This is a genomic window from Humibacter ginsengiterrae, assembly GCF_054780115.1.
The window spans coordinates 16,646-40,226 of record NZ_BAAGWY010000016.1; the positions used below are offsets into that span (position 1 = coordinate 16,646).

General features: G+C 68.5%; 23 protein-coding genes. 13 read left to right on the forward strand and 10 right to left on the reverse strand.

Annotation, left to right across the window (positions count from 1 at the left end; translation table 11 throughout):
- Positions 1-13 precede the first annotated feature (13 nt).
- Positions 14-1,306, reverse strand: coding sequence for a phosphoribosylamine--glycine ligase (gene purD, locus ACYVII_RS16165; protein ID WP_460536967.1), 1,293 nt, complete (start codon positions 1,304-1,306; stop codon positions 14-16).
- A 114-nt stretch (positions 1,307-1,420) separates the two neighbouring features.
- Between purD and ACYVII_RS16170 the strand changes: the two genes are divergently transcribed.
- The 3 genes from ACYVII_RS16170 to ACYVII_RS16180 are packed head-to-tail and all read left to right on the forward strand — an operon-like array spanning position 1,421 to position 2,619.
- Positions 1,421-1,630 carry a DUF4287 domain-containing protein gene (locus ACYVII_RS16170; RefSeq protein ID WP_460536970.1) on the forward strand — a complete coding sequence of 70 codons (210 nt, stop codon included), beginning with the start codon at positions 1,421-1,423 and terminating at the stop codon, positions 1,628-1,630.
- A 40-nt stretch (positions 1,631-1,670) separates the two neighbouring features.
- Positions 1,671-2,000 carry a sterol carrier family protein gene (locus ACYVII_RS16175; RefSeq protein ID WP_460536972.1) on the forward strand — a complete coding sequence of 110 codons (330 nt, stop codon included), beginning with the start codon at positions 1,671-1,673 and terminating at the stop codon, positions 1,998-2,000.
- A gap of 43 nt (positions 2,001-2,043) precedes the next feature.
- On the forward strand, positions 2,044-2,619 hold the full coding sequence (locus ACYVII_RS16180; protein ID WP_460536974.1) for a hypothetical protein: 576 nt from the start codon (positions 2,044-2,046) through the stop codon (positions 2,617-2,619).
- Between the two features lie 43 nt (positions 2,620-2,662).
- On the opposite strand, the gene purF is transcribed toward ACYVII_RS16180, so the two are convergent.
- Complete coding sequence (purF, locus tag ACYVII_RS16185; protein WP_460536976.1) at positions 2,663-4,123, reverse strand: amidophosphoribosyltransferase; 1,461 nt, start codon at positions 4,121-4,123, stop codon at positions 2,663-2,665.
- 109 nt (positions 4,124-4,232) lie between these two features.
- On the reverse strand, positions 4,233-5,153 hold the full coding sequence (locus ACYVII_RS16190; RefSeq protein WP_460536978.1) for a sigma-70 family RNA polymerase sigma factor family protein: 921 nt from the start codon (positions 5,151-5,153) through the stop codon (positions 4,233-4,235).
- 34 nt (positions 5,154-5,187) lie between these two features.
- Between ACYVII_RS16190 and ACYVII_RS16195 the strand changes: the two genes are divergently transcribed.
- Together ACYVII_RS16195 and ACYVII_RS16200 are read left to right on the forward strand one after the other, a co-directional pair.
- Entirely contained in the window at positions 5,188-6,063 is an 876-nt protein-coding gene (locus ACYVII_RS16195; RefSeq protein WP_460536980.1) for an SDR family oxidoreductase, read from the forward strand.
- A gap of 137 nt (positions 6,064-6,200) precedes the next feature.
- A complete protein-coding gene (locus ACYVII_RS16200) occupies positions 6,201-6,509 on the forward strand; it encodes a response regulator (protein ID WP_460536982.1) in 309 nt (102 codons plus the stop codon).
- A gap of 14 nt (positions 6,510-6,523) precedes the next feature.
- Here the strand turns inward: ACYVII_RS16200 and ACYVII_RS16205 are convergent, their stop codons facing one another.
- Complete coding sequence (locus tag ACYVII_RS16205) at positions 6,524-7,027, reverse strand: carboxymuconolactone decarboxylase family protein (protein WP_460536984.1); 504 nt, start codon at positions 7,025-7,027, stop codon at positions 6,524-6,526.
- Between ACYVII_RS16205 and pdxR the strand changes: the two genes are divergently transcribed.
- Positions 7,026-8,618 (forward strand): MocR-like pyridoxine biosynthesis transcription factor PdxR, encoded by a 1,593-nt coding sequence (gene pdxR, locus ACYVII_RS16210; RefSeq protein ID WP_460536986.1) that lies wholly within the window; start codon positions 7,026-7,028, stop codon positions 8,616-8,618. The genes ACYVII_RS16205 and pdxR overlap by 2 nt on opposite strands.
- Before the next feature lie 112 nt (positions 8,619-8,730).
- Complete coding sequence (purM, locus tag ACYVII_RS16215; protein ID WP_460536989.1) at positions 8,731-9,840, forward strand: phosphoribosylformylglycinamidine cyclo-ligase; 1,110 nt, start codon at positions 8,731-8,733, stop codon at positions 9,838-9,840.
- A gap of 103 nt (positions 9,841-9,943) precedes the next feature.
- Here the strand turns inward: purM and ACYVII_RS16220 are convergent, their stop codons facing one another.
- Positions 9,944-12,343, reverse strand: a complete 2,400-nt coding sequence (locus ACYVII_RS16220) for a polysaccharide lyase family 4 protein (protein WP_460536992.1) — start codon at positions 12,341-12,343, stop codon at positions 9,944-9,946.
- Positions 12,344-12,460: 117 nt separating this feature from the next.
- On the opposite strand from ACYVII_RS16220, the gene ACYVII_RS16225 reads away from it, so the two are divergent.
- The 5 genes from ACYVII_RS16225 to ACYVII_RS16245 all read left to right on the forward strand — a co-directional run bounded on the left by ACYVII_RS16225 (position 12,461) and on the right by ACYVII_RS16245 (position 17,079).
- Entirely contained in the window at positions 12,461-13,237 is a 777-nt protein-coding gene (locus tag ACYVII_RS16225; protein WP_460536994.1) for a methyltransferase domain-containing protein, read from the forward strand.
- A gap of 293 nt (positions 13,238-13,530) precedes the next feature.
- Complete coding sequence (locus ACYVII_RS16230; RefSeq protein ID WP_460536996.1) at positions 13,531-14,529, forward strand: ABC transporter ATP-binding protein; 999 nt, start codon at positions 13,531-13,533, stop codon at positions 14,527-14,529.
- A complete protein-coding gene (locus tag ACYVII_RS16235; protein ID WP_460536999.1) occupies positions 14,526-15,269 on the forward strand; it encodes an ABC transporter permease in 744 nt (247 codons plus the stop codon). Before ACYVII_RS16230 ends, ACYVII_RS16235 begins: the two co-directional genes overlap by 4 nt.
- Before the next feature lie 23 nt (positions 15,270-15,292).
- A complete protein-coding gene (locus ACYVII_RS16240) occupies positions 15,293-16,468 on the forward strand; it encodes a sensor histidine kinase (protein ID WP_460537001.1) in 1,176 nt (391 codons plus the stop codon).
- A complete protein-coding gene (locus ACYVII_RS16245) occupies positions 16,465-17,079 on the forward strand; it encodes a response regulator transcription factor (RefSeq protein ID WP_460537003.1) in 615 nt (204 codons plus the stop codon). Before ACYVII_RS16240 ends, ACYVII_RS16245 begins: the two co-directional genes overlap by 4 nt.
- A 186-nt stretch (positions 17,080-17,265) precedes the next feature.
- On the opposite strand, the gene ACYVII_RS16250 is transcribed toward ACYVII_RS16245, so the two are convergent.
- Positions 17,266-17,469, reverse strand: a complete 204-nt coding sequence (locus tag ACYVII_RS16250; protein ID WP_460537004.1) for a DUF3073 domain-containing protein — start codon at positions 17,467-17,469, stop codon at positions 17,266-17,268.
- A 145-nt stretch (positions 17,470-17,614) separates the two neighbouring features.
- On the opposite strand from ACYVII_RS16250, the gene ACYVII_RS16255 reads away from it, so the two are divergent.
- The gene (locus ACYVII_RS16255; protein WP_460537006.1) at positions 17,615-18,688 is read left to right on the forward strand and encodes an NAD(P)-binding domain-containing protein; all 1,074 of its coding nucleotides are present in this window, start codon (positions 17,615-17,617) and stop codon (positions 18,686-18,688) included.
- 241 nt (positions 18,689-18,929) lie between these two features.
- Here the strand turns inward: ACYVII_RS16255 and ACYVII_RS16260 are convergent, their stop codons facing one another.
- The 4 genes from ACYVII_RS16260 to ACYVII_RS16275 form a co-directional block, all read right to left on the reverse strand.
- Positions 18,930-20,165: a DNA polymerase domain-containing protein gene (locus ACYVII_RS16260; protein ID WP_460537008.1), complete on the reverse strand. Its 1,236-nt coding sequence runs from the start codon at positions 20,163-20,165 to the stop codon at positions 18,930-18,932.
- 9 nt (positions 20,166-20,174) lie between these two features.
- Entirely contained in the window at positions 20,175-20,600 is a 426-nt protein-coding gene (locus tag ACYVII_RS16265; RefSeq protein ID WP_460537011.1) for a hypothetical protein, read from the reverse strand.
- Positions 20,601-20,733: 133 nt separating this feature from the next.
- Complete coding sequence (locus ACYVII_RS16270; RefSeq protein WP_460537013.1) at positions 20,734-21,327, reverse strand: GNAT family N-acetyltransferase; 594 nt, start codon at positions 21,325-21,327, stop codon at positions 20,734-20,736.
- A gap of 41 nt (positions 21,328-21,368) precedes the next feature.
- On the reverse strand, positions 21,369-23,558 hold the full coding sequence (locus ACYVII_RS16275) for an APC family permease (protein WP_460537015.1): 2,190 nt from the start codon (positions 23,556-23,558) through the stop codon (positions 21,369-21,371).
- Between the last annotated feature and the right edge of the window lie 23 nt (positions 23,559-23,581).

The following is a 23,581-nucleotide window of genomic DNA, read 5'->3' on the forward strand; positions in this document are numbered from 1 at the left end:
CGCTACTGCGACGTCAGTGCGCGGACGGCGCCACCGCCGCCGCGATGTCCGTTCGGTACTGGCCGCCTTCGATGGTGAGCTTTCCGATCGCCTCGTACGCGCGTTCGCGGGCCTCGTCGAAGGTGGAGCCGAGTGCCACGACCGTGAGCACCCGACCACCGGATGTCACGAGCGTCTCGGTCGACCAGCTCGACGTGGCATCCGTCGCGATCGCTGCGATGTCGGTCGCCGCGTGCAGGAGCTGTACTTCGGGAACTGCGGATGCCGCATCCATCCCGAGGATGGCGCGCCCCGTCACCGGCGCCTCCGGGTACCCTTCGCTGGCGAGCACCACGCCGACCGCGACATCCAGGGCGAACTCGGGCCGCGGAACGCCGCCGAGCTCGCCCGTGGCCGCCGCGTACAGCAGGCCGGAGAGCGGTGTGAGGAGCCGCGGCAGCACCACCTGCGTCTCGGGGTCTCCGAAGCGTGCGTTGAACTCGATGACGCGAGGCCCGGCTTCCGTCACGATGAGGCCGCAGTAGAGGAGCCCGATGAACGGAGTCTGCTCCTCGGCCATCGCGCGCACCGTCGGCAGGGCGATCGTCTCGATCACCTCGTCGACGAAGCTCTCCTCGAGCCAGGGCACCGGCGAGTAGGCACCCATGCCGCCTGTGTTCGGGCCTTCGTCGCCGTCGAGGAGCCGCTTGTAGTCCTGCGCCGGTGAGAGCGGGAGCACGTGCTCGCCGTCGCTGAGCAGGAAGAGCGATACCTCGCGGCCGGCGAGGAACTCCTCGACCAGCACGGTTCCGTGCTCCAGCCACTGCCTGGCGTGTTCGAGCGCGGCATCGCGGTCCTCGGTGACGAGAACGCCCTTTCCTGCGGCGAGGCCATTCGCCTTCACGACGTACGGTGCGCCGAAGCGGTCGATCGTCTTGCGCACCTCGTCGATCGTGCCCGCGACCTCGGCTCTGCCCGTCGGCACGCCGGCGGACTCCATGATGCGCTTCGCGAACGCTTTGGAGCCCTCGAGCTTGGCTGCGGCCTTGCTGGGGCCGAACACCGGGATGCCGCGTTCCCGAACAGCGTCGCTCACGCCCGCGACGAGCGGTGCCTCCGGCCCCACCACGACGAGCTCGACGCCGTGCGCCTCCGCGTATCCGGCGACCGCGGCCGAGTCGTTCGGGTCGATGCCGATGGTGCGCACGTCTTCGGCGATGCCCGCGTTGCCGGGGGCCGCGGTGATGTCGTGGTCGGCATCCTCCGCCAGCAACGCGCGGATGATGGCGTGCTCGCGCGCGCCGGAGCCCAGTACGAGAATCCTCACCCTGCCCATGCTAGGGGCTGGCTGGATTCTTACGCCGGGCGACGACGGAGGCCGATGCCAACAGCCGGACGCGCGGCTGTGGCGCCTTTCTGGTGCTCGCGGCAATATGGATGGATGGCCGACGAGAAAGTCACCGGACCCGCGTCGTACTTCCCCTCGATCGAGAAGAAGTACGGGCAGCCCATCGACCACTGGATGCACGAGCTCGAGAAGGTCGCGGACCGCAAGCACATGGAGCAGGTCGCGTATCTCAAGAACGAGTTCGGCATCGGGCACGGGCACGCCAACGCGCTCGTCGGCTGGTTCCGCGAACACGGCGCGTAGGCATCCGTTGGCGAGGGCACGCATCGGCGAAGCCGACGGCATGACGGCGGTGGCGGAGGCGCTGCAGGCATCCGCCTCCCGCGAAGCCACGGCCACAGCCGTGCGCTACCTGCTGCAGGCACTGGCCGACAAGGTTCCGGGCAACTCTGTCGAGGTGCGGGTGCCGCCGTTCGGCGCCGTGCAGTGCGTGGAAGGGCCCCGCCACACCCGTGGAACTCCGCCCAATGTGGTCGAGATGGATGCCGCCACCTGGCTCGCCCTGGCCACCGGGGGTTCCTCGTGGGCCCAGGCGCAGGCATCCGGGGCAGTGCACGCCTCCGGCACCCGCGCCACGTTGGAGCCGTACCTGCCGGTGTATCGCCTGCGTTGAGCGGCCAAGCAAGGGCACAGCCGGCATGCGTGAGAATGGATGAGTGCCCCGCGACCCCCGCAATCCCTCCGACGACGACGCTCCCGCCTCTGGCGGCGTGAACGCTTCGGCGAGTGACGGATCGATGCACGACGCGACGCCCGCTGAGACAGCGGCGGCAGGCGAACGCCCGGTCGGCGAAGTCTCTGGCAACGAGCCGATCCGCGAGGAGGCCATCGTGGCGTCCGAGCACGAGGTGCGTGTGCGCCGCACCCCGCGATACGGCCGCTTCATGGTGCTCGGCGGTGCCGTCTTCGCGGTCGCCGCGTTCATCGCGACCTACTCGTTGCCGCAGGGCCAGGGCTACGACCGCAATACCGTGTTCGGGTTCGTGCTGCTGGGCGCCGTCGCCATCGGAGTGGGGCTCGGCGCCATAGCCGCGATCATCGCGTCGGCCGCGACGAAGCACACCGAGCGAACCGTGGTCGCCGACCGCATCGACGTGCGCACCACGGCTGCGCCCGACGAGGAGGACCTGCACGATCTGGGCGAGCTTCCGGCCGAAGCGGAGCCCGACGAGCGTTCGGCCGACGTCGAAGAGCATCCCGTGTCGCGGGAACGTCGGGACGACGGCGCCTGACCTCAGCGCACCGTTCGGCCTCGATGCCGGTCCGTGAGAGCGCTTAGCTGAGCTGCGTGCGCTCCACCCACTCGAGATACTCCGGCGTGACCGTTCCGGTGATGTAGTCGCCGGTGAAGCAGCTCATCTCCAGGTCGGTGACGATGTCCTGACCCTCGAGGATGGCATCCTTCATGTCGCCCACCTCTTGGTAGATGAGGCTGTCGGCGCCGAGTTCGAGCGCGATCTCGGGGATCTTGCGCCCTGCCGCGATGAGCTCTTCGCGGCTCGGCATGTTGATGCCGTAGACGTGCGGGTACCGCACCGGCGGCGCCGCCGACGTGAACGTCACCTGGTTCGCGCCGGCGGCACGGGCCATGTCGACGATCTCCTTCGAGGTCGTGCCGCGCACGATCGAGTCGTCGACGATGAGCACGTTCTTGCCCTTGAACTCGCTCGACATGGCGTTCAGCTTCTGCCGAACGCTCTTCTTGCGCTGCGCCTGTCCGGGCATGATGAACGTGCGACCGACGTACCGGTTCTTGTAGAAGCCCTCGCGGTACTCGATGCCGAGCTTCTGCGCCACCTGTGATGCCGCGGGACGCGAGGAATCCGGAATCGGCATCACGACGTCGATGTCGCCGAGCGGCGCGTAGCGCGCGATCGTGTCGGCCAGCCGGTTGCCCAGCCGCAGCCGTGCCTCGTACACCGAGATGCCGTTCATCACCGAGTCGGGCCGGGCCAGGTACACGTATTCGAACGAGCACGGGATCAGCACCGGATTCTTCGCGCACTGGCGCGAATACAGCTCACCCGAGAGCGTGATGAACACGGCCTCGCCGGGTGCGACATCCCTCACTACCTCGTAGCCGAGCGCCTCGAGAACCACGGACTCGGAGGCGACGATCCACTCGTCACCCACCAGCCCGGCCGGCTTGCGCCCGAGGATGAGCGGGCGGATGCCGAACGGGTCGCGGAACGCGAGCAGCCCCTGTCCCGCGATCATCGCGATCGCGGCGTAGGCGCCCTCGACCCGCTCGTGCACCTGCTCCACGGCGTTGAACACCTGGTCAGGGTCGAACTCGAGGCCGCTGATCTGGCCCTGCAGCTCGGTGGCGAGCACGTTCAGCAGCAGCTCGGTGTCGCTCGTGGAGTTCACGTGCCGTCGGTCGATGTGGAACAGGTCGTTCGCCAGCTCGCGGGTGTTCGTGAGGTTGCCGTTGTGCACCAGGATGATGCCGTACGGCGCGTTCACGTAGAACGGCTGCGCCTCCTGCTCGTTGGCCGCATCGCCCTTGGTGGTGTAGCGCGCGTGGCCGAGGCCCATCGTGCCGAGCAGTGAGCGCATGTCGCGGGTGCGGAACGCCTCCCGCACCTGCCCGCGTGCCTTGTGGATGTGAAAAGTGCTGCCTTCGGCGGTGGCGATTCCGGTGGAGTCCTGGCCGCGGTGCTGCAGCAGGAGAAGGCTGTCGTAGACCAGTTGGTTGACCGGCTCGGTGGAGACGATGCCGACGATGCCGCACATGCTGGAAGTGTGCTCCTGAGGGTGGGGTCGCGCCCGTGAACTCGGGCTCGACCAGTCTCTCATTTGAGCGGCTGGGCATCTGCTGGCCGCAGCTCACCGCCGCCGCTACTCAGTGGGCCGTAGACAGCAGGTCGGCCGGCAGCAATCCGGCCAGCCGTTCTGGATCCGCGATCACCTCGATCTCGACGATGACACCGTCGACCACGGTGAACGCCATCACCGAGATCGGCCCGTGCGGGCCGACGATCGCGACGCCCGCGGCGCCGTTGATCCAGGCATCCTTGCGGTACGGCGAGAACGAGGTGAACATCATCGCCTGGTTCGCGATGGCGCGCGGGCCACGGATGATCGTGGTCGCGGATGCCCGCAACTCGCCTCCGTCGGACCGCAGCACCACCAGCGGATGCAACACCTTCAGCAGCGCATCGAAGTCGCCATCGCGGGCTGCGGCGAAGAACGCGTCGACGGCGGCCCGCTGACGTCGACGGTCCGGGTCGGGCGTGGGAGCGGTGCGCACCTTCGCTCTCGCACGGCTGGCCAGCTGACGGGCCGAGGTCGGAGTGGTCTCCAGGATCTCGGCGATGTCGTCGAAGGGTACGGCGAACGTGTCGTGCAGCACGAACGAGAGGCGCTCATCGGGCTTCAGCGTCTGCAGCACGATCAGCATCGCGAGTCCCACGGACTCGGATGCCATCGCCGCGGCATCCGGAGCAGTCCGGATCGAGGAGTCGGAGACGATCGCGGCATCCGGCACTCCGAGTTCGCCGGATGTGCCGAGCGAGGCATCCAGCGACGTGGTGTCATGAGTCCGCCGCGAGCGCAGCATCATCAGACACACGCGGCCGGCGACGGTCGTGAGCCAGGCGTCCAGGTTGCGTATGCGGGAGACGTCCGCGCGGGAGGCGCTCAGCCAGGTCTCCTGCACCGCGTCATCGGCGTCGCTGAACGAGCCGAGCATGCGGTAGGCCAGCGAGCGCAGCCTGGGTCGCAGCGCAGTGAAGGCCTCCTCGAGCGACGTCGTTGTGGTCACCTGTCACATTTTGTCGACTTGTCGCATCGAAGGGGTGAACGCATCGAACAGCGGCAGGCGGATGCCGCACGACGAAAGGCAGCTCATGGCATCATCAACCTCAGGCAACGGCAGCACGCGCGGACTCGTACTCGTCACGGGAGGCGCCGGAACGCTCGGCTCTCTGGTCGTCGACCGCCTCCGGGAGCGCGGCCGTTCCGTGCGTGTCGTCAGCCGGCGCGGGTCGGGGCCGCGCGACGACGTGGAGTACGTCGCGGGCGACCTCGAGACAGGCGAAGGCGTGGCGGATGCCGTCGCCGGCGTCGACGTCGTGGTGCACTGCGCCGGGTCGCAGAAAGGAGACGGCGAGAAGGCACGGCGGCTCGTCGCAGCGGCGAAGCAGGCAGGCATCCGCCACCTCGTGTACATCTCCGTCGCGGGCGCCGACAGTGTACCCGTGCACTCGAGGACCGATCACGCGATGTTCGAGTACTTCGCGCAGAAGCGCCAGGGCGAGCTCGTGATCGAGCGCTCGGGCATCCCGTTCACGACGCTGCGCGCGACGCAGTTCTTCACACTCGTGTACCCGGTCGCGCAGTCGGTGGCGAAGCTTCCGATCGTGCCTTTGCCGAAGCGGATGCACGTGCAACCGGTCGCTGCAGAAGAGGTCGCGGACCGGCTGGTAGCGCTCGCCGAAGGGGAGCCGGCCGGTTACGTGCCGGAGTTCGGCGGCCCGCGCGTGTACAACACGCACGAGTTGATCCGCGCTTACCTGAGGTCGGTCGGTCGGCGACGCTGGATCGTCTCAGTGGGCCTTCCCGGGAAGGCGGCGAAGGCCGTGCTGCACGGCGCGATCGTGTCGAAGGGTCAGGAGCGCGGAACGGCCACGTGGGAGGAGTACCTGCACGCGCTCGAGCCGGCCGCGGCCTGAGCCCATCATTCGGTTCTCCCCGTCCACAGCGTCGTTCGTGGCAGCCGCTCCCCAGTTCGGCCGGCCAGAGTACGGTGCGCCTTCGACCGGCCATACCGTCGGTGGTGTGCTCGCGCCTCAGCAGGCAGAATGGGAGGGTGTTCGTGTCCGCCGACGTGATCGGAATGATCATCGCCTTGTTCGCCTTCGCGGTGTCGGTACTGGGCGGTGTCGGAGGAATGCTTGCGCATCAGACCAAGCGCCTGGACACGCAGTTCGCCCGGGTCGACGCGCGCTTCGAGAAGGTCGATGCCCGGTTCGATCGGGTCGATGCGCGCTTCGAGAAGGTCGAAGCGGAGATCGCCGACGTCAGGCGAGAGGTCGCCGGCGTGAAGGATGAGCTCGTCGAGGTGAAGATCGCGGTGGCCCGACTCGAGGGGCCACGTCCCCACCTTCAGCGCATCTGACGGCCCGTCGATTACTACGCTTCGATGGACGCCCGCCAGCAGCGCGCCGTCACGCCGATCTCGTTCCACGCGTTGATGGACACGATGAGAGCCAGCAGCGCGGACACCTCCTTCTCCGAGAACACCGTCAGGGCGTGGGCTACCACCTCGTCGGGCACGTGGGTCTCGGAGACGCGGGTGACGACATCCGTCAGCTCGAAGGCTGCCCGCTCCCGCGCCGTGAAGAAGTGCGCCTCCTCCCACACGGAGACCGCGGCGATCCGCTGGAACGACTCGCCCGCGTCGCGGGCGTCGCGAGAGTGCATGTCGACGCAGTACGAGCATCCGTTCAGTTGCGACGCGCGTAGCTTCACCAGGTGACGGAGGCCCATCGGGATGCCCGCGGCATCGAGCTCCACGACGGCCGCATGGTCGAGATGCGCCAGCGCGCGCGAGAATGCGGGGGCCAGTTCGTCGAAATCGAAGCGGATGGGCGGGAGAACGACCTCGTCGGTCGCGGGGGCGATGGTGTCGGTCATGTCTTCACCGTACGACGCAAGTGGCGCGCTGCTACAGTCCATTCTCATGACGGATGCCTGGGCCAATCCGCTCTCGGACACGACCGCCGACGATTCCGCCGGCATCCCCTCGGCGGTAGGCATCGACCTGCATCTGGCGATCGACCCACGTCGTAAGACGGACTCGTTGGAGGCCGCGATGCGGGACATGATCCGTGATGGGCGGCTTGCTCCCGGTACCCGGATGCCTGCCACCCGCAGTCTCGCCCGGGACCTCGGAATCGCCCGCAACAGTGTCGCCGAGGCGTACAGCCGGTTGGTGGGCGAGGGGTGGCTCGAGGCGCGCACCGGCGCGGGGACGTGGGTGGCGGCTGGCGGGACGGCATCCGACGGCGCAAGGGCCGGTGCTATCCCGCCCGGAAATGCCGGTCGAGTCGGCGCGGCTGCCGCCGATGTGAGTGCCGGAGGGAGCGCGGCGGGCGCAAGCATCCGGTTGGACCTGCGTGCAGGCATCCCCGACGCCTCGGGCTTTCCGCGAGCTGCGTGGGCCTCGGCGATGCGCCGTGCCGTCTCGGCGGCGCCGGTCTCCGCCTTCGGCTACGGCGACCCCGCGGGCGTCGAGCCGCTCCGGCATGCGCTCGCGACCTACCTCGGGCGCGCCCGCGGTGTCTCCGTCGCCGCGGCGGCCGTGCACGTCACACACGGGGCCGGGCACGCCGTGCAACTCGTCGGACGCGCCCTCGTGGCATCCGGAGCGCGCCGCATCGCCGTGGAGGAGTACGGGCACCAGCCGCACCGGGACATCCTCGCCGCGCTCGGGCTGCAGACCGTGCCGCTGCCCGTCGACGACGCCGGAGCCGTGGTCGAGCGGCTCGACGAGTTGCGAGTGGATGCCGTGCTGCTCACCCCCGCGCACCAGTTCCCGACCGGCGTCGCGCTGAGCCCCGGTCGTCGCGCATCCGCGGTGCAGTGGGCCGAGCGAACCGGGGGGTTCGTGATCGAGGACGACTACGACGGTGAGTTCCGCTTCGATCGGCGCGCGGTCGGGGCGCTGCAGTCGCTCGCTCCCGATCGAGTCGTCTACGTCGGCACGGCGAGCAAGGCGCTCGGCCCGGGCATCGGCCTCGGCTGGTGCGTGCTTCCGCCCGCGCTGATCGACGGTGTCGCTGAGGAGCGTCGCCTCGACGGCACCAAGCCCGGAGCGCTCGCGCAACTCGCGCTCGCCGAGTTCCTCGATCGCGGCGAGTACGACCGGGCCGTTCGCGGTGCCCGAGCACGCTATCGGGAACGCAGGCGGTACCTCGAGCGGGCCGTCGCCGAACGGATGCCTGCGGCCCGCATCACCGGCATGCCAGCCGGTCTGCACTGCCTGCTCGAGTTGCCCGACGGCATCCAGGAGGCCGACGTGGCACGGCAGGCGGACCACCTCGGGCTCGCGCTCGCCGGCCTTCAGACGTATCGCGTGCCCGCAAGTGAACCAGTGCACGCGGAAGACGGCGCAGCCAGACCGGCGACCATGGTCGTCGGCTTCGGCGCTCCGCCACCTCACATGTTCGAGCAGACCGTGCATGCCGCGCTCGCCGCAATCGTCGCCGCCGGCTCCCGTTCGTGATTCCGCTGTCCCAGATTGCGGGTGTTCCGCGAACACAACCGCAATCCGCGACAGCGGAAGCGCCTGTTCGACGAAGACGCACCCTCGCTTCGGCCTCGCATACCCTTGGAACGTGACCGAGAACTCCACCAGCACCTACCGCGAGGCCGGTGTCGACACCGCTGCGGGCGACCTCGCCGTCGAGCTCATGAAGTCCGCGGTCGCGAAGACCCACGGGCCCGAGGTGCTGGGCGGCGTCGGCGGGTTCGCGGGCTTGTTCGACGCATCCGTGCTGCGCGGGTACAGGCGGCCCCTGCTGGCCACCTCCACCGACGGCGTGGGCACCAAGGTGGCCATCGCCCAGGCGCTCGACAAACACGACACCATCGGGCAAGACCTGGTGGGCATGGTGGTCGACGACATCGTCGTGGTCGGCGCAAGGCCGCTGTTCATGACGGACTACATCGCGTGCGGCAAAGTCGTTCCCGAACGCATCGCCGACATCGTTCGCGGCATCGCCGCCGCGTGCTCCGAGACCCGCACAGCGCTCGTTGGCGGCGAGACCGCCGAGCATCCCGGCCTGCTCGGGCCGGATGACTACGACGTGGCGGGCGCCGCGACCGGCGTCGTGGAGGCGCATGCCGTACTCGGCCCCGAGAAGGTGCGGAACGGCGACGTCGTGCTCGCCCTGGGCAGCTCGGGACTTCACTCCAACGGCTACTCGCTGGTGCGGCACATCCTCGCGAAGCGGAACATCGGATTCGCCGATCGGCTCGACGAGTTCGGCGGAGTCGTCGGAGAGACCCTGCTCGAGCCGACCAGGCTGTACACCGCACCGCTGCTGCGCGTGCTCGCCTCGCCGAGCGGGGCATCCGTTCATGCGCTATCGCACGTCACCGGCGGCGGGATCGCGGCGAACCTCGCGCGGGTGCTGCCCCGCGGCGCCTGGGTCGACGTCGACCGTTCGACGTGGTCGCCTTCTCCGGTGTTCCGCGTGCTGAGCGATCTTGCCGGCACCACCTTGCAGAGCGCGGAGGGCACCTGGAACCTGGGCATCGGCTTCTTCGCGGTCGTCGAAGCGGATGCCGCGTCCACCGTCATCTCGACCCTCGCGGTAGACGGCATTCCCGCTTGGCAGGTCGGAACGGTCTCCACCGCCGAGCACGAGCTCAGCGGCTACGAGCAGGGCGCGAAGGGTGTCGACGGAGGCGCCGTTCGCCTCGTCGGCGAGTTCGCGCAATAAAGGGCGAATGTAGACGTGCGGAACAGGTCGTTCGTCCGCGGCCAACATGTTCCGCTAAGGCAGCGCTGCCCCGTGAGGGTACGTACCACCTCCGTCAGGTGACTCAGGCACCTGGGCCGTTCTTGCCGGTCACGATGGTGCTCGCGCGACCGCCGTTAGCGCTTACGCCGATCTCGACACCCGCTCCGATCCCGCCGAGTACGCCGCTGGCGTCCACGGCGATCTCTGCCGTCGCGGAACCGCCGGGAGGAATGCTCGCGGCAACCGGAACCGGGAACTTGTTCGGATCGCGCCCCGTGACAGTGGGCAGGCCCTGCACCTGCACCCTGCCGCCGGCACGCCACTGAACGGAGTCGAACCGCACGTCGCGAGCTGCACCGGCGCCGGTGTTGTTCACCGTGACCTTCCACGTTCCCTTGCTGTTGCCCGCCTTGCTGATCAGCTCGGCTGTGGCCGTCAGTTCCGCGTTCTCCAGCGCACGACTCTCGTCGACCTCGAGCAGGATGGTGTCCCATCCCAAGCCGTTACCGGCCGGAGTCCCGCTTCCCCGCGTGAACGTGATCGTGTTCGTGCCCACCACCAGTGCGCTGGCCGGGAACGTCAGCACGGCCGTGCGTGGATAGCCGCTGCGGTCGGCCTGGCGCGCGATCGTCGAGTCGTTGTTGTTCGGCAGCGATCCGGTGATCGCCGAGGAGTCGCCGTTCACGGCGACAGTCGGCCGAGCGCCCTGCTGCATCGCCGTCGCGACCGTGAGGTATGCCGTGCCGGTGAGCTCCCGATCGAGCGGGAACGACATCGTCCACGTGCCGCCCTGTGTCTGGGCGTAGTACCAATCGGTGGGTTCCCAGCTCTCGCCGACGATGAACGCCAACGTGCCGGGCACCTCGCTCGGCTTCTCGTAGGCGCGTGGCTCAGAGTGCACCGGAGACTTCGTCGCCAGGGCGAACTCCTGGGTGCTGCGGTCCGAGCGGCCGATCTGCCACAGGAACGTCGACCTGTTGGTCGGCGCCCAGGTGATCGTGCCCAGGTCGGTCGTCTTACCGGCGACCGTGATCCCGGTCTGCTGATACTGGTCCACCACCGAACCCTTGGATGCGAACGCGTACAGGGTGTACGTGCCGGGCGTCTTGGTTCCGGGAGCCCAGGCCGGCGGGATGCCCGGCAGTGCGAAGGTGCCATCGGCCGCCGTCTTCACCCAGTACGTCGGCTCGTGGATCGTGTAGACATCCGCGACGGTCTGCGTCGACAGGAGCACGTAGAAGCCGTCCGCCGGTCGACCGTCAGCGAGTCGGAGCGTGCCGGTGACGCGCGATCGAGCGCCGGGGTCCGGGTAGAGGTCGTCGACGATCCACGACGCGCCCGCGCGGTTCTCGGCGATCTCCGTCTGAGCCGCGGCGGCCGCATTGGCGATCACCTCGGCATCCGTGGCGCCCGTGGAGATGTGGGTGTACCACGGCCCATAGAGACGCCGATAGCCCTGGCCGAGCTGGTAGCTCGGCAGGCCGTAGTGATTCGCGCCGAAGTAGTTCAGGATGAGCGCGTCCTGGTGGATGGCGAGGTCTTGATGGTTGGGACCGACACCGTAGAACGCGCACAGGGTGTCTTCGGTGACACCGCCGAGCGGGGTGAGCCAGGCGCCGAATCCGTGACCGTAGTGGCCGAACATCGGGTTCTCGTGGTGGTAGAGGCTCCAGTTGTATTTCGTGTAGACGTAACCGGCCGGAAGGTTGCCCGAGTTGTCCTCAGGCGACGGCAGGTTCGGGTTGTTGATGCCGTCCACTCGCCAGGTCTCGTCTTGCACCTTCTCCTGAGTGGCGAGGTAGGCATACGTCGGCTGCTTGCCGCTGCCGCGTTCCCAGTTGTAGGCGTTGTCGAGGATCGCGCGATCCCAACGAGCGTTCATGCGCACCTCGTTGATCGAGGTGCCCACCGCGGCCGTGAGGATGTCGTACCCGTACAGGCCGCGCTTGCCGCGACGCATGATCAGGTGGTGCTCGTGCTGCAAGGGCGTACTCGTCGTGTCGAGGAAGGCGACCTCGACGAGATCGCGAGAGACGCGAAGCACGCGCACCTCGGTGCAGACCAGCCGGGTCTTGCCGCCGCTCGCGTCTATGTAGAACGAATGCTGGCGATCCGGGTCACGAGGGTCGACGCCGTTGAGATTGTGCGCGAGCTCGGCGCCGTCCACGACGACGGACGTGGCCGTGATCGAGGTGTCCGTCCACCCCGTGACGACGCCGCCGGCCGCGTCGTCACGGCCGAACGTGAACGTCACCAGGCCGTTGTCGAGAACGAGCGACGGCACTTGGTCGGGGAACGCGTAGCTCCCCACAGCGGCGGGGCGACCGCCGATCGTCACACTGACATCGCCCGGCGTGCTCGGCGTTTCGGCGGCGGGCGCCGCAACTGCAGCGCCCGCATTGGCGACAACCGCGCCTGCAGTCACCGCACCGAAGAGCCCCAGCGCCGAACGGCGGGACAACCCCTGCTTCCCCAACTCCATGAACTGCTCCCTTGCCGTTCCGTGGTGCAAATGAATCGTTTCACACGCAAGACGGGAGCATACACCCGCGCGTGCCTCTTCTGGGGGTCTCAGGGGGGGCTGGCAGACTCCTGTCTCGTGGATGCGACATTCGACGCCCTCGTCGCGGAGGGCGCGGCGGTGCCCACCGAGGGATGGGACTTCTCGTGGTTCGACGGCCGGGCCACCGAGGAGCGGCCGAGCTGGGGCTACGCGAGGCAGGCATCCGTTCGCGCCGGCGCCGCGCCGAGTGCGCTCGACGTGCAGACCGGCGGAGGCGAGGTCTTTGCCGAGATCCTCCGCGGAGCCGACCCGACGCCGGCACGCGTTGCGGCGACCGAGGGATGGCCGCCCAACGTTCCGCTCGCGCGGAACGCGCTGGCTCGCTTCGGCGGCACGGTGACCCAGTCGGACGAGGATGCTCCGCTGCCGTTCGACGACGCGAGCTTCGCGCTCGTGCTGAGCAGGCATCCGGTGCCCGGCCGGGAGAACCTCGCCGAGGTGCGCCGCGTGCTCGAGCCAGGCGGCACGTACTTCTCGCAGCAGATCGGCGAGCGGTCGAACGTCGAGCTGTATGAGTTCCTCCTCGGACCGCAACCGGCGGACCCGGTGCCCAGCATCGAGAAGCTTCGTGCGCAGACGGTCGACGCGGGACTCGAGGTCGTCGAGTTGCGCGAGGAGCGCACCCGTATCGAGTTCTACGACGTCGCCGCCGTCGTGCACTTCCTTCGCAAGGTGATCTGGACGGTGCCCGGCTTCACGGTGGAGAAGTACCGGGACCGGCTGCGCGACATCCACGAGATCATCCGGCGCGACGGCGCGTTCGTGTGCCACAGCAGCCGCATCCTGCTGGAGGCGCGCCGCCCCTCCCGGTGAGACTGTCCCCTCCCGGTGAGACGCCCCCGGTGAGACGTCGCCCTCCCGGTGAGACGTCGCCTCTCCCGGTGAGACGCCCCCGGTGAGACGCCGCCCTCCCGGTGAGACTAGGTGTATGCGCTGACGCTAGGTGCTGTGCGGCCAGCGTCAGCGCATACACCTAGTCTCGGTTGTTGGGGCGGGTGGCTCGCGGCCGGAGGACCGCCGCGGAGCGTCGCGGCGTGACAAATGTCACGGGCGCGACGTGATGCACGGCCGAGGCACGGGCATCCATCGGCAGCTTCGATGGAAGCGTGAACACGACACCAGCCACAGAGACCCCGGCCATCCGGCTGCAGGGCCTGCGCAAGACCTTCGGCGCTATCACCGCCGTCGACGGCCTCGACCTCACGATCCGCTCGGGCGAGGTCGTCGCGCTGCTCGGCCCGAACGGCGCCGGAAAGTCGACGACCATCGACCTCGCACTCGGACTCGCAACACCGACGGCGGGCACCGCGGAGTTGTTCGGCGATTCCCCTCGCGCTGCCATCGAGACCGGGCGCGTCGGCGCCATGCTGCAGGGCGGCGCGCTGCTGCCCGACCTCACGGTTCGCCAGGCCGTCGCGCTGATCGCGGCCGCGCACAGGCATCCGCTCTCGGTCGCCGAGGCCCTCGAGCGCGCCAAGTGCACCGAGATCGCCAGGCAGAAGGTGAGCAAGCTCTCCGGCGGCCAGATGCAGCGGGCTCGGTTCGCCGTCGCGATCGTCTCCAATCCTGACCTCATGTTCCTCGACGAGCCCACCGCGGCTATGGACGTCGAGGCGCGCCGCACGTTCTGGCAGTCGATGCGCGAGTTCACGGATGCCGGCCGCACGGTCGTCTTCGCCACCCACTACCTCGACGAGGCGGATGCCTACGCCGACCGCATCGTGATGATGGCGGGCGGCCGCGTGGTCGCCGACGGCACCCCCGGCGAGGTGAAGGCGGTGGTGTCGGGCCGGCGCATCAGGGCATCCTTCGACTTCGTCTGGACGCCGACGGTGGAAGCCGAGCTGTACGAGCTGCCTGGCGTTCGCAGTGTCGAGCACCGCGGCGACGTGCTGTCGCTGGTGAGCGACGACTCGGATGCCGCCCTGCGCACGCTGCTTTCCAACCATCGCGACGTGCACGACATCGAGGTGACCGCTCACTCCATGGATGATGCGTTCCTCGCCCTGACACAGGCTGCGGAGACCTCGGGGACCTTGCCGGCACCAGAGGCCGAGCACGTCGAGACCGTGCACGAATCCACTTTGATCGGAGACCGCTCATGAGCATCGCCTACCTGGGACTGGAGTCCCTGCGTCAGCTGAAGAACGTTCGGAACACGGTCTTCACGTTCGCCGTGCCGCTCGTCATGCTGCTGCTGTTCGGCGGCATCTACGGGGCGAACGGCGCCGTCGACAAGGTCACCGGACTGCCATGGATCGTCGTCACGACGGTGCAGATGGCCGGGTACGGCGGCATGATGGCCGCGCTCGGCCAGGCGTTCACCATCGTGACCGAGCGCTCCGTCGGGTGGAACCGACAGCTCCGCATCACCCCGCTCTCCGGCGTCGGCTACCTCGTGTCGAAGGTCGTGGCGGCGCTCTCGGTCGCACTGGTCAGCATCGTCGCGCTCATCATCGTCTCCGTGATCGTCTTCCACTCGTCGCTGAGCTTCGGCGGCTGGACGATGGCGGCGCTCGGGCTCTGGCTCGGCGTCATCCCGTTCGCGTTCATCTCGGTGCTGATCGGCCAGTTCGCGAGGCCCCAGTACGCGCAGCCGCTGTTCATGGTGATCTTCTTCGGAATGGCCATCCTCGGCGGCCTCTGGGTGCCCCTCTCGGTGCTGCCGAGCTGGATGACGAACATCGCGCAGGTCGTGCCCTCGTACTGGCTGAACCGTCTCGGTCAGATGGGTGCAGACCTCTCCGGCAACGTGCTGGAGCCCGTGCTGGTGCTGCTCGGCTGGACGCTCGTGCTCGGCGCCTTCATCGTCTGGCGCTACCGCCGCGACGCGGCGCGCCAGTGACGGCCGCACCTACGCTGAAGAGTGTGAACGCGTCGATCGAGTCACGGATGCCCACCCAGGGTCCGTTGGCGCAGAGCGTCGCAAGGCTGCGCCACCCTGGTGCGAAGCGCTGGTACCGCAGCTCCGTGTGGGGCCTCGTCTACCTGGTCATCCCGCTGGTCCTGATCTGGTCCGGCAAGAGCGATGTCGCGGGATCCGTGCTGCTGACGGTGCTGATCGTGCTGATCGCCGCGCTCTACCTCGTCATGCCGCCGCTGATGTGGGGACGCCCCTGGTACGCCTCCGGCATCGGCTACCTGGTGTTCATCGGGGTCACGTGCCTTGGCATCCCGTTCATCGGCGAAGACATCATCTGGTTCTGGATCTACGTCCCCGTCATGGCCGCCATGAGCTGGCAGCCGCGCTGGTTCATGATCGCGACCATCGTCGGAATCGGCGTCGCCCAGCTGGCCGTCATGGGATTCACGGGGTCGTTCGGCGTGTACTGGTACGCCGCGGCCCTGACGGCATCCATCGGGATCATGATGTTCGCCTTCGGTCAGCAGCTGCAGGCGATGCAGAAGCTGCGGGATGCCCAGGGCGAGATCGCGAGACTCGCCGTCGTCGACGAGCGGGAGCGCTTCGCCCGCGACATGCACGACGTGCTCGGGCATTCCCTCACCGTGGTCACGGTGAAGAGCGAGCTGGCGCGCAAGCTGGTGATGAGGGATCCGGAGCGCGCCAAGTCGGAACTGGCCGATATCGAGCGACTCACGCGGGCAGCGCTGGCCGACCTGCGGGCATCCGTCGCGGGATACCGGGCGATGACCCTGGCGACCGAGCTCTCGGCGGCGCACGCGGCACTCGTCGCGGCGGATGTCGCACCGCACCTGCCGACATCCGCCGATGTGGTCTCGCCCGAACTGCGCGAGACGTTCGCGTGGGTGCTTCGGGAGTCGATCACCAACGTGGTGCGTCATGCGCGCGCGAAGAACTGCTGGGTGGCGTTCGAGAAGAGAGCGATCATCATCGGAGACGACGGGCGCGGAATGGCGGTGACGGGGCCCGGCGGAACGTCGTCGCCGGGGCGGGACGGTCACGGTCTTGAGGGCATGCGGGAGCGAGCCGCGAAGGTGGGCGCGACGGTCACGATCGAGCCGGGCGAGGACGGCGGCACCGTCGTCGCCGTGCGGGCGCGGGGCGCGGGAGGGGCGGCGTGACCGAATCGATCCGTTTGCTGTTGGCCGACGATCAGGCGCTCGTGCGTGGAGCACTCGCGGCCCTGCTCGACCTCGAGTCCGACCTCGAGGTCGTGGCCCAGGTGGGTCGCGGCGACGAGGTGCTGGATGCCGCCCGCGACTCGGACGCGCAGGTCGCGCTGCTCGACGTGGAGATGCCCGGCCTCGATGGCCTCGCGGTGGCCGAACTGCTGCATCGGCGGCTTCCGGCGTGCCGATCGCTGATCGTGACGACGTTCGGACGCCCCGGATATCTGCGCCGCGCGATGGAGGCCGGCGCGAGCGGCTTCGTCGTGAAGGACACGCCGGCCGCGCAGCTGGCCGACGCTGTGCGGCGCGTGGCCCAGGGTCTGCGGGTCGTGGATCCGGCGCTGGCGGCCGAGTCGCTGGCATCCGGTGTCTCGCCGCTGACGCAGCGCGAGACGGAGGTGCTGCGGGTGGCGGCGCGCGGTGGAACGGTGAACGAGATCGCGCGAGCACTTCACCTCTCAGAGGGCACCGTGCGCAATCACCTCTCGGCTGCCATCGGCAAGACCGGCGCACGCAACCGGGCGGATGCCGCGGCGCAGGCATCCGCCAACGGCTGGCTCTGACGCTCCCGGCGGCCGCCGCCAGCCGTTCGTAACTCCTGCAGAATCACCCGCGGTCGGCGCGCATCCGGGAGATGCCGCCCAGCTACGTCTCGATCCCGCCGATCTGCAGGAGTTATGAACGTGCGCCGACGGCATACGCAAAACGCGCACCCCCTCGGGGATGCGCGTTTGCGATGTGTGTACGGCTCAGCCGGCCGAGCGCTCCTGGTGCTCGTAGTCGTCGTCGCGCTCACCGCTCGGCTCGTAGTCTGCCCACGCGGCGTAGCGCTCCTCGTCGTGGGAGTGCCCGGTGAGTTCGCGCTCGAGCTGGTTGTAGTCGACGGCGGGGCTGTACGACTTGAGCTCGCGAGCGATCTTGGTGTGCTTTGCCTTCTGACGGCCGCGCCCCATGCGAGACCCCCTCACGATGACAGGCCCGGGGCGATTCACGCACTCTCGGGACTTTGGACGGGAAACGAAAACTAGCGGCAAGTTTAGCATGGGACCCCTGATCAGCCCGGCGCCACGTTCCCAGTCGTCCGTGATGATATATACCGTGTACCCAGTCCCCGCCCGCACTCAGGTGACGATCATCGGAGCTGGTCAGGCAGGCCTCGCGGTGGCGTATTACCTGCGACGGTTCCAGCTCGAGCCCGACTTGGACTTCGTCGTGCTCGATCGCGGACCGGGCACAGGTGGGGCATGGCAGTTTCGCTGGGACGCCCTGCGTCTGGGCAGCGCACACAAGGTGAACGATCTGCCCGGCATGTCCGAACTGGGCATCAGCTTCGAGACCGCCGACCGCACGTTGCCGGCCAAAGACATCGTCGCCGGATACTACCGGCGGTACGAGGATCACTTCGGGCTGAAGGTCCATCGTCCGGTCGCGGTGACGTCGGTCGTCAATCGGGGAGCCGACCTCGTCGTGCAGCACAACGCGGGCGAGACCGCAACGCATGTGCTGGTCAACGCGACCGGCACGTGGGGGGCGCCCTTCGTGCCGTACTACCCCGGAGCTGGTACATTCCGCGGGCGGCATGTACACACGAACGGCTACGTCTCTGCGGAAGAGTTCCGCGGGCAGGATGTCGTCGTGGTGGGCGGCGGCACGAGCGCCGTCGGGTTCCTTCTTGAGCTCGAGGATGTCGCCGCGAGCGTGTCATGGGCATCCCGCCGCCCGATCGACTTCAGCACCGACCATGTGCGCACCATCGAGGGCGGCGTCGCCGCGGTAAGGGACGCGGATGCCGCCGCCCGCGCCGGTCGCGCCCTGCCCAGCGTGGTGAGCTCCACCGGCGTGCCGCTCACCCGCAAGGTGGCGGCCGGCATCTCGCGCGGACTGCTCAAGGAACGCCCGATGTTCGTCTCGCTCGAGCCCGAGGGGGTGCGCTGGTCCGACGGATCCTTCACTCAGGCGCACGCGATCATCTGGGCCACCGGGTTCCGCCCGGAATTGCGCCATCTCGCTCCGCTCAAGCTGCGCGAGAAGGAAGGCGGCTACCAGGTCGAGTCGGGGCAGGTATGGACGGATGCCCGCATCTTCCTCGCCGGCTATGGCCCGTACGCTTCCACGATCGGCGCGAACCGATCAGGCCGGGTGATCGCCCGCCAGATCATGGCACTGCTCTGAGGCTCGGCGTTACCTTCACGCTTCCGCCCTCATCGGCACGCCCGAACTCGTCGTGCGTGCCTCGCATCCGCCGGTAGTCCCCGACGCCGGCTGAGCATCCGCGAGCGCGACGCGGGCCCCTGCGCGAGACTGGCCATGCGCACGACACTAGGTGCACAGAGCCCTGGACTCGGCGCGATCACCTAGTCTCGCGGCGAGCGGCAGCGAAATCACAAGGTCTCCCACGCGCCCAGGGCGCTGTCTAGCGCCCCGGCCATTCCCGTCCGGCCCACGGATCGTAATCCGCCAGCAACGGCCCCTGCTCGGGCCGCTCCGCCTCGGGCACGTGCTGCAGGTTGATCCGCACCCGGTACCACAGCGAACTCGACCCGCGCATGCCGTCGACGAGCTCGTCTGCCGGATGCAGGCGAGCCGCGGCATCCGCATGCTCGGCCTTCCACCGCTCGAGCGCTGCCATCGCCTCCGGCTTCGTCTTCGTGCGGGCGATCTCGATCAGCGGCATCGCCGAGACCCGTCGGCCGCCGCCGTCGCCGGACCGCGGCGGCTTCTCCGCAGGGCCGAGCCGCTCGGCGAGCGCGAGCAGGCCGTCCAGGGAGCCGACCGCCTCGTCGGTGCCGGCGTGCGCGTCGCCGCGCTCGGCGAACCTGCGCAGCACGGTGGGCACGGTGAACTCGTCGGGCCGGCGGGAGCGCACCTCGTCCCAGTCCAGCGGCGTCGACACACGGGCATCCGGCAGCGCGCGCACCGAGTACGCGGATGCCACGGTGCGGTCCTTCGCGTTCTGGTTGAAGTCGACGAAGACGCTCTCGCCGCGCTCCTCCTTCCACCAGTGCGCGCTCGCAAGGCCGGGCGCCCGGTTCTCGACCTCCCGCGCGAGCGTTTCGGCTGCCAGGCGCACAGCTGCGAAGTCCCACTCCGGCGCGATCCGCACGAGAATGTGCAGCCCGCGTGATCCGCTCGTCTTCGGCCAGCCGACGAGTCCGTGGTCGTCGAGCACCTCCCTGGCGACGAAGGCCACGTCGATGATCTGCGACCAGTCCACGCCGGGCATGGGGTCGAGGTCGACCCGCAGCTCGTCCGGATGCTCGAGATCCTCGGCGCGCACCGCGTGCGGGTTGAGGTCGAGACAGCCGAGGTTCGACACCCATGCCAGCCCCGCGGCATCCCGCACGACCGTCTCCTCAGCGGACGTGCCGCTCGCGTAGTGCAGCGTCGCGGTGTCGATGAACGACGGATGCTCGGGAGGCACCCGCTTCTGGAAGAACGGTTCCTGAGACAGCCCCTTGACGTACCGCTTGAGCACCATGGGGCGACCGCCTGCACCGCGCAGCGCTCCCTCCGCGACCGCGATGTAGTACTGCGCGAGGTCGAGCTTGGTCAGCCCCGGGTCGCGGAACACGACCTTGTCGGGATGCGAGATGCGCACCTGAAGCCCATCGATCTCGAGGAACGTCTCCGACTTCGACGACGGGCTCATCTGGCCAGGCTAACTGCCGTTCGCCCACGCGTACCACTCGTTGCCGAGTCGCGCGACCTGCGTTGCGCCGCACACACGGCGGTCGGTGGTCAGCGGCTGCTTCGGCCACCAGTCCGCCGAGATCGTGGGCTTCAGGGGCTCGTTCTCGGGTCCGACGGCACAGGACGCAGAGACTGGCACTCCGGCGGCCGACGCGAACTTCATCAGATATCCGGACCCGGTCGCCGGGTAGTCGAGAGTGATGCCGGTGGCGTCGTCGGGGAGCCAAGCAGGAACATCCTTGCCGCCCTCGCTGACCGCCTCGCCCTTGTCGTCGAACACGAGATAGCCCTGGCGGGAGCCGGCCCAAGCGCTGCAGCCTGCGAGCGAGGTGGTGATCAGAAGGGCGAGCGAGACGGCGCCGGTGGCGGTGAGTTTCCGGTGGGATTTCTGCATGCCTTCACTTTGGCGAGCGGACGGAGCCCTCCGCGTCGGCCGACGGTGTGAGCCGGTGCGACGGCGGAACGACATCCGTGTCACTTGCGGATGACGCCGGTCGCACTCGAGGACGCGAAGGCCGAAACGCCGCTCAGCCGTAGACCAGGTACTTGCCCGGCTTGCCGGGCTCGACGAGTTCGAACTTCAGCGCAAGATCCGTGCTCTCGAGGAGTTCGACCTGTTGCCGGAACTCTTCGTTGGTGACGTACACGGGCGTTCGGAACGCCCACTCGGTGGCGAACCACCGGCGGAGCGCGGCCAAGAGGCGTGCGTCCATGCGGGTCTGCATGCGGGCGAGACGCGCCCAGAAGTAGATGACGGCATCCACCTCCGACCAGCTATCGGCGGTGACGGCGGTGACGGCGGAATTCGCGAGGAACTTGGCGCTCGTCGGAAAGACGTACACGCAACCCAGGCACTCGGTGCCGGTGGGGTCGAGCACGGTGAACGTGAACGCACGATGCGCAGCATGGCGTTCTTCAAGGCCCGCGAGGTCTTGCCGGTTGGCTTCCACGGTGAAGTCGCCCGCCGGCCAGGATGACTGCTCCCACAGCCGCAGGTATTCCCGCGTCTCCATGACGGCTCGGTAGTCGTTCTCTGCGTCATCGGCCGTGATGGGGCGCAGCATGAACTCCTCGGTACGCAACTCGACAGGTACAGGTTCGTCAGGGTCCGTGAACGACACGGTTCCTCCTTCGCCGGACGCCGCGCGCCCGCTCGGAGCGCTCAGCGACGACCCACGTGCGTCTGCTTGCGCTGGTCGCCCGATCCGCCGCCGGGCTTCTCGCCGTTCGGGACCGACGCGCCGTCGACGGGACCCGCCCCGGACGACCGCGTCGAGGCATCCCGCCTGCCACGTCCCGCCGCCGTCGGCGCAGCGGGCGCGAGCGGGCGACGCGGGATGGCCCGGATCGGCTCTCCGCGGCGGTCCTGCCCGGGAAGCGGCCGCGACCGGCGGCCGTAGATCAGCTCGGACGAGTCGAGCAGCCACGGTACGAGCGCGATCGTGACCCCGTGGATCATCATGAGCTGTTTCGAGATGCGGCGGGCGCGGTGGTTGTGCAGCAGCCCCTCCCACCAGTGGCCCACGATGTACTGCGGCAGGTAAACGGTGGTCACCTCGGACCCGTGCTCCTCGCGGCGATGCTTGATGTACTTCATCAGCGGGATGCCGAAGTCACGGTACGGCGACTCGATGACGGTGAGCGGCACATGGATGTTCATGTCGTGCCATTGCTGCTGCAGCAGTTCGGTGGACTCCTCGTCGACCGAGATGTGGATCGCCTCGATCGATTGATGCCGCGCCGCAATGGCGTAGTCGAGCGCCTTCAGCACCGGCTTCTGCATCTTGCCGACGAGCACTATGGCGTGGTCGCCGCGGGAGCCGAACGTGGTGGTCGGGTCGACCTCGACCTCCTTCGCCACGTCGCGGTAGTACCGGTTCACGCCGAGCATGAGCAGGAACAGCACCGGCATCATGATGAACACGAGCCAGGCGCCGTGCGTGAACTTCGTGATCGTCACGACCACGAGCACGCTGAAGGTGAGGATGGCGCCGAACGCGTTGATCGACATGCTGCGGATGATCGTGGGCCGGTCCCTCGCCTGCCGTCGCGCTTCTCTGTCGCGCAGCAGGGTGATCCAGTGCTTGACCATTCCGGACTGGCCGAGTGTGAACGAGACGAACACGCCGATGATGTACAGCTGGATCAGGTTGGTGAGGTTCGCCTGGTAGATGACCAGCAGGATGATCGCCGCCAGCGCCAGCGCGATCACGCCGTTCGAGAACACCAGGCGGTCGCCGCGGGTGGAGAGCGCCTTGGGAGCGTAGGAGTCGCGGGCGAGCACGGAACCCAGCAGCGGGAATCCGTTGAACGCCGTGTTGGCCGCCAGCAGCAGCACGACCGCGGTCGCCGCCTGCACGATGAAGAACGGAACGGAGTTGTTGCCGAAGGTGGCGGATGCCAGCTGCGCGATCAGGGAGCGCTGCGGCTCGGTCGCGCACTGCTTCCAGCCGATCAGGTCGCACGGATTCTCCGCGTAGTGCACCCCGCTGATGAGCGAGATCGCCATCAGGCCGGCGAACAGGAAGATGGCGATGCCGCCCATCATGAGCAGCGTGGTGCGCGCGTTGCGGATCTTCGGCGTGCGGAACGCCTGCACCCCGTTGGCGACCGCCTCGACACCCGTGAGGGCGGAACATCCGCTCGAGAAGGCGCGAAGCAGGAGCAGCACGATCGCCGCCTGTGCCAGGCCCTCAGAGCGAACCGCGTACTGCGCCGACTCGGCGATCGGTGCCACCCCGAGTGCGGTGCGGATGAGCGCGGTCGCGATCATCACGCCGATCGAACCGATGAAGACATAGGTCGGGATCGAGAACGCCTTGCTCGCCTCGCGTACGCCGCGCAGGTTCATGCCGGCGATGAGCACGACGAACGCCACAGCGAGTTCGACGCGGAACCCGCTCAACCACGGCAGGGCGGAGATGATGTTGTCGACACCGCTGGCCACCGACACCGCGACGGTCATCACGTAGTCGACGAGCAGAGCGGAGGCGACGACCAGTCCGGCCTTCTCGCCCAGGTTCTTGTGCGCGACCTCGTAGTCGCCACCGCCGGACGGGTACGCCTTCACGAGCTGCCGGTATGAGGCGACCACCGTGAGCATGAGCACGATGACCGCCACGGCGATCCACGGAGAGTAGGCGAGGAACGCGACACCGCCGACGAGGAGCACCATCATGAGCTCCTGCGGCGCGTACGCCACGGACGAGAGTGCGTCGCTCGCGAAGATCGGCAGAGCCAGATGCTTGGGGAGGAGCTGCCCCTCGAGCTTCTCGCTGGGTAGAGGTTCCCCGATCAGCCACCGTTTTGCAGAGCGACCGTCGAGCCCGGGGACCTTCCCCTCATTTGTCACGAGGGACGACACTACTACCTGCC

Coding starts and splice junctions, on each gene's coding strand:
- ACYVII_RS16170 (WP_460536970.1), top strand. CDS start 1,421: ATGGCCGACGAGAAAGTCACCGGACCCGCGTCGTACTTCCCCTCGATC.
- ACYVII_RS16175 (WP_460536972.1), top strand. CDS start 1,671: ATGACGGCGGTGGCGGAGGCGCTGCAGGCATCCGCCTCCCGCGAAGCC.
- purF (WP_460536976.1), bottom strand. CDS start 4,123: ATGTGCGGCATCGTCGGCATCGTCTCCACCGAGCCGGTCAACCAACTG.
- pdxR (WP_460536986.1), top strand. CDS start 7,026: ATGTCTTCACCGTACGACGCAAGTGGCGCGCTGCTACAGTCCATTCTC.
- ACYVII_RS16205 (WP_460536984.1), bottom strand. CDS start 7,027: ATGACCGACACCATCGCCCCCGCGACCGACGAGGTCGTTCTCCCGCCC.
- ACYVII_RS16220 (WP_460536992.1), bottom strand. CDS start 12,343: ATGGAGTTGGGGAAGCAGGGGTTGTCCCGCCGTTCGGCGCTGGGGCTC.
- ACYVII_RS16235 (WP_460536999.1), top strand. CDS start 14,526: ATGAGCATCGCCTACCTGGGACTGGAGTCCCTGCGTCAGCTGAAGAAC.
- ACYVII_RS16250 (WP_460537004.1), bottom strand. CDS start 17,469: ATGGGGCGCGGCCGTCAGAAGGCAAAGCACACCAAGATCGCTCGCGAG.
- ACYVII_RS16260 (WP_460537008.1), bottom strand. CDS start 20,165: ATGAGCCCGTCGTCGAAGTCGGAGACGTTCCTCGAGATCGATGGGCTT.
- ACYVII_RS16265 (WP_460537011.1), bottom strand. CDS start 20,600: ATGCAGAAATCCCACCGGAAACTCACCGCCACCGGCGCCGTCTCGCTC.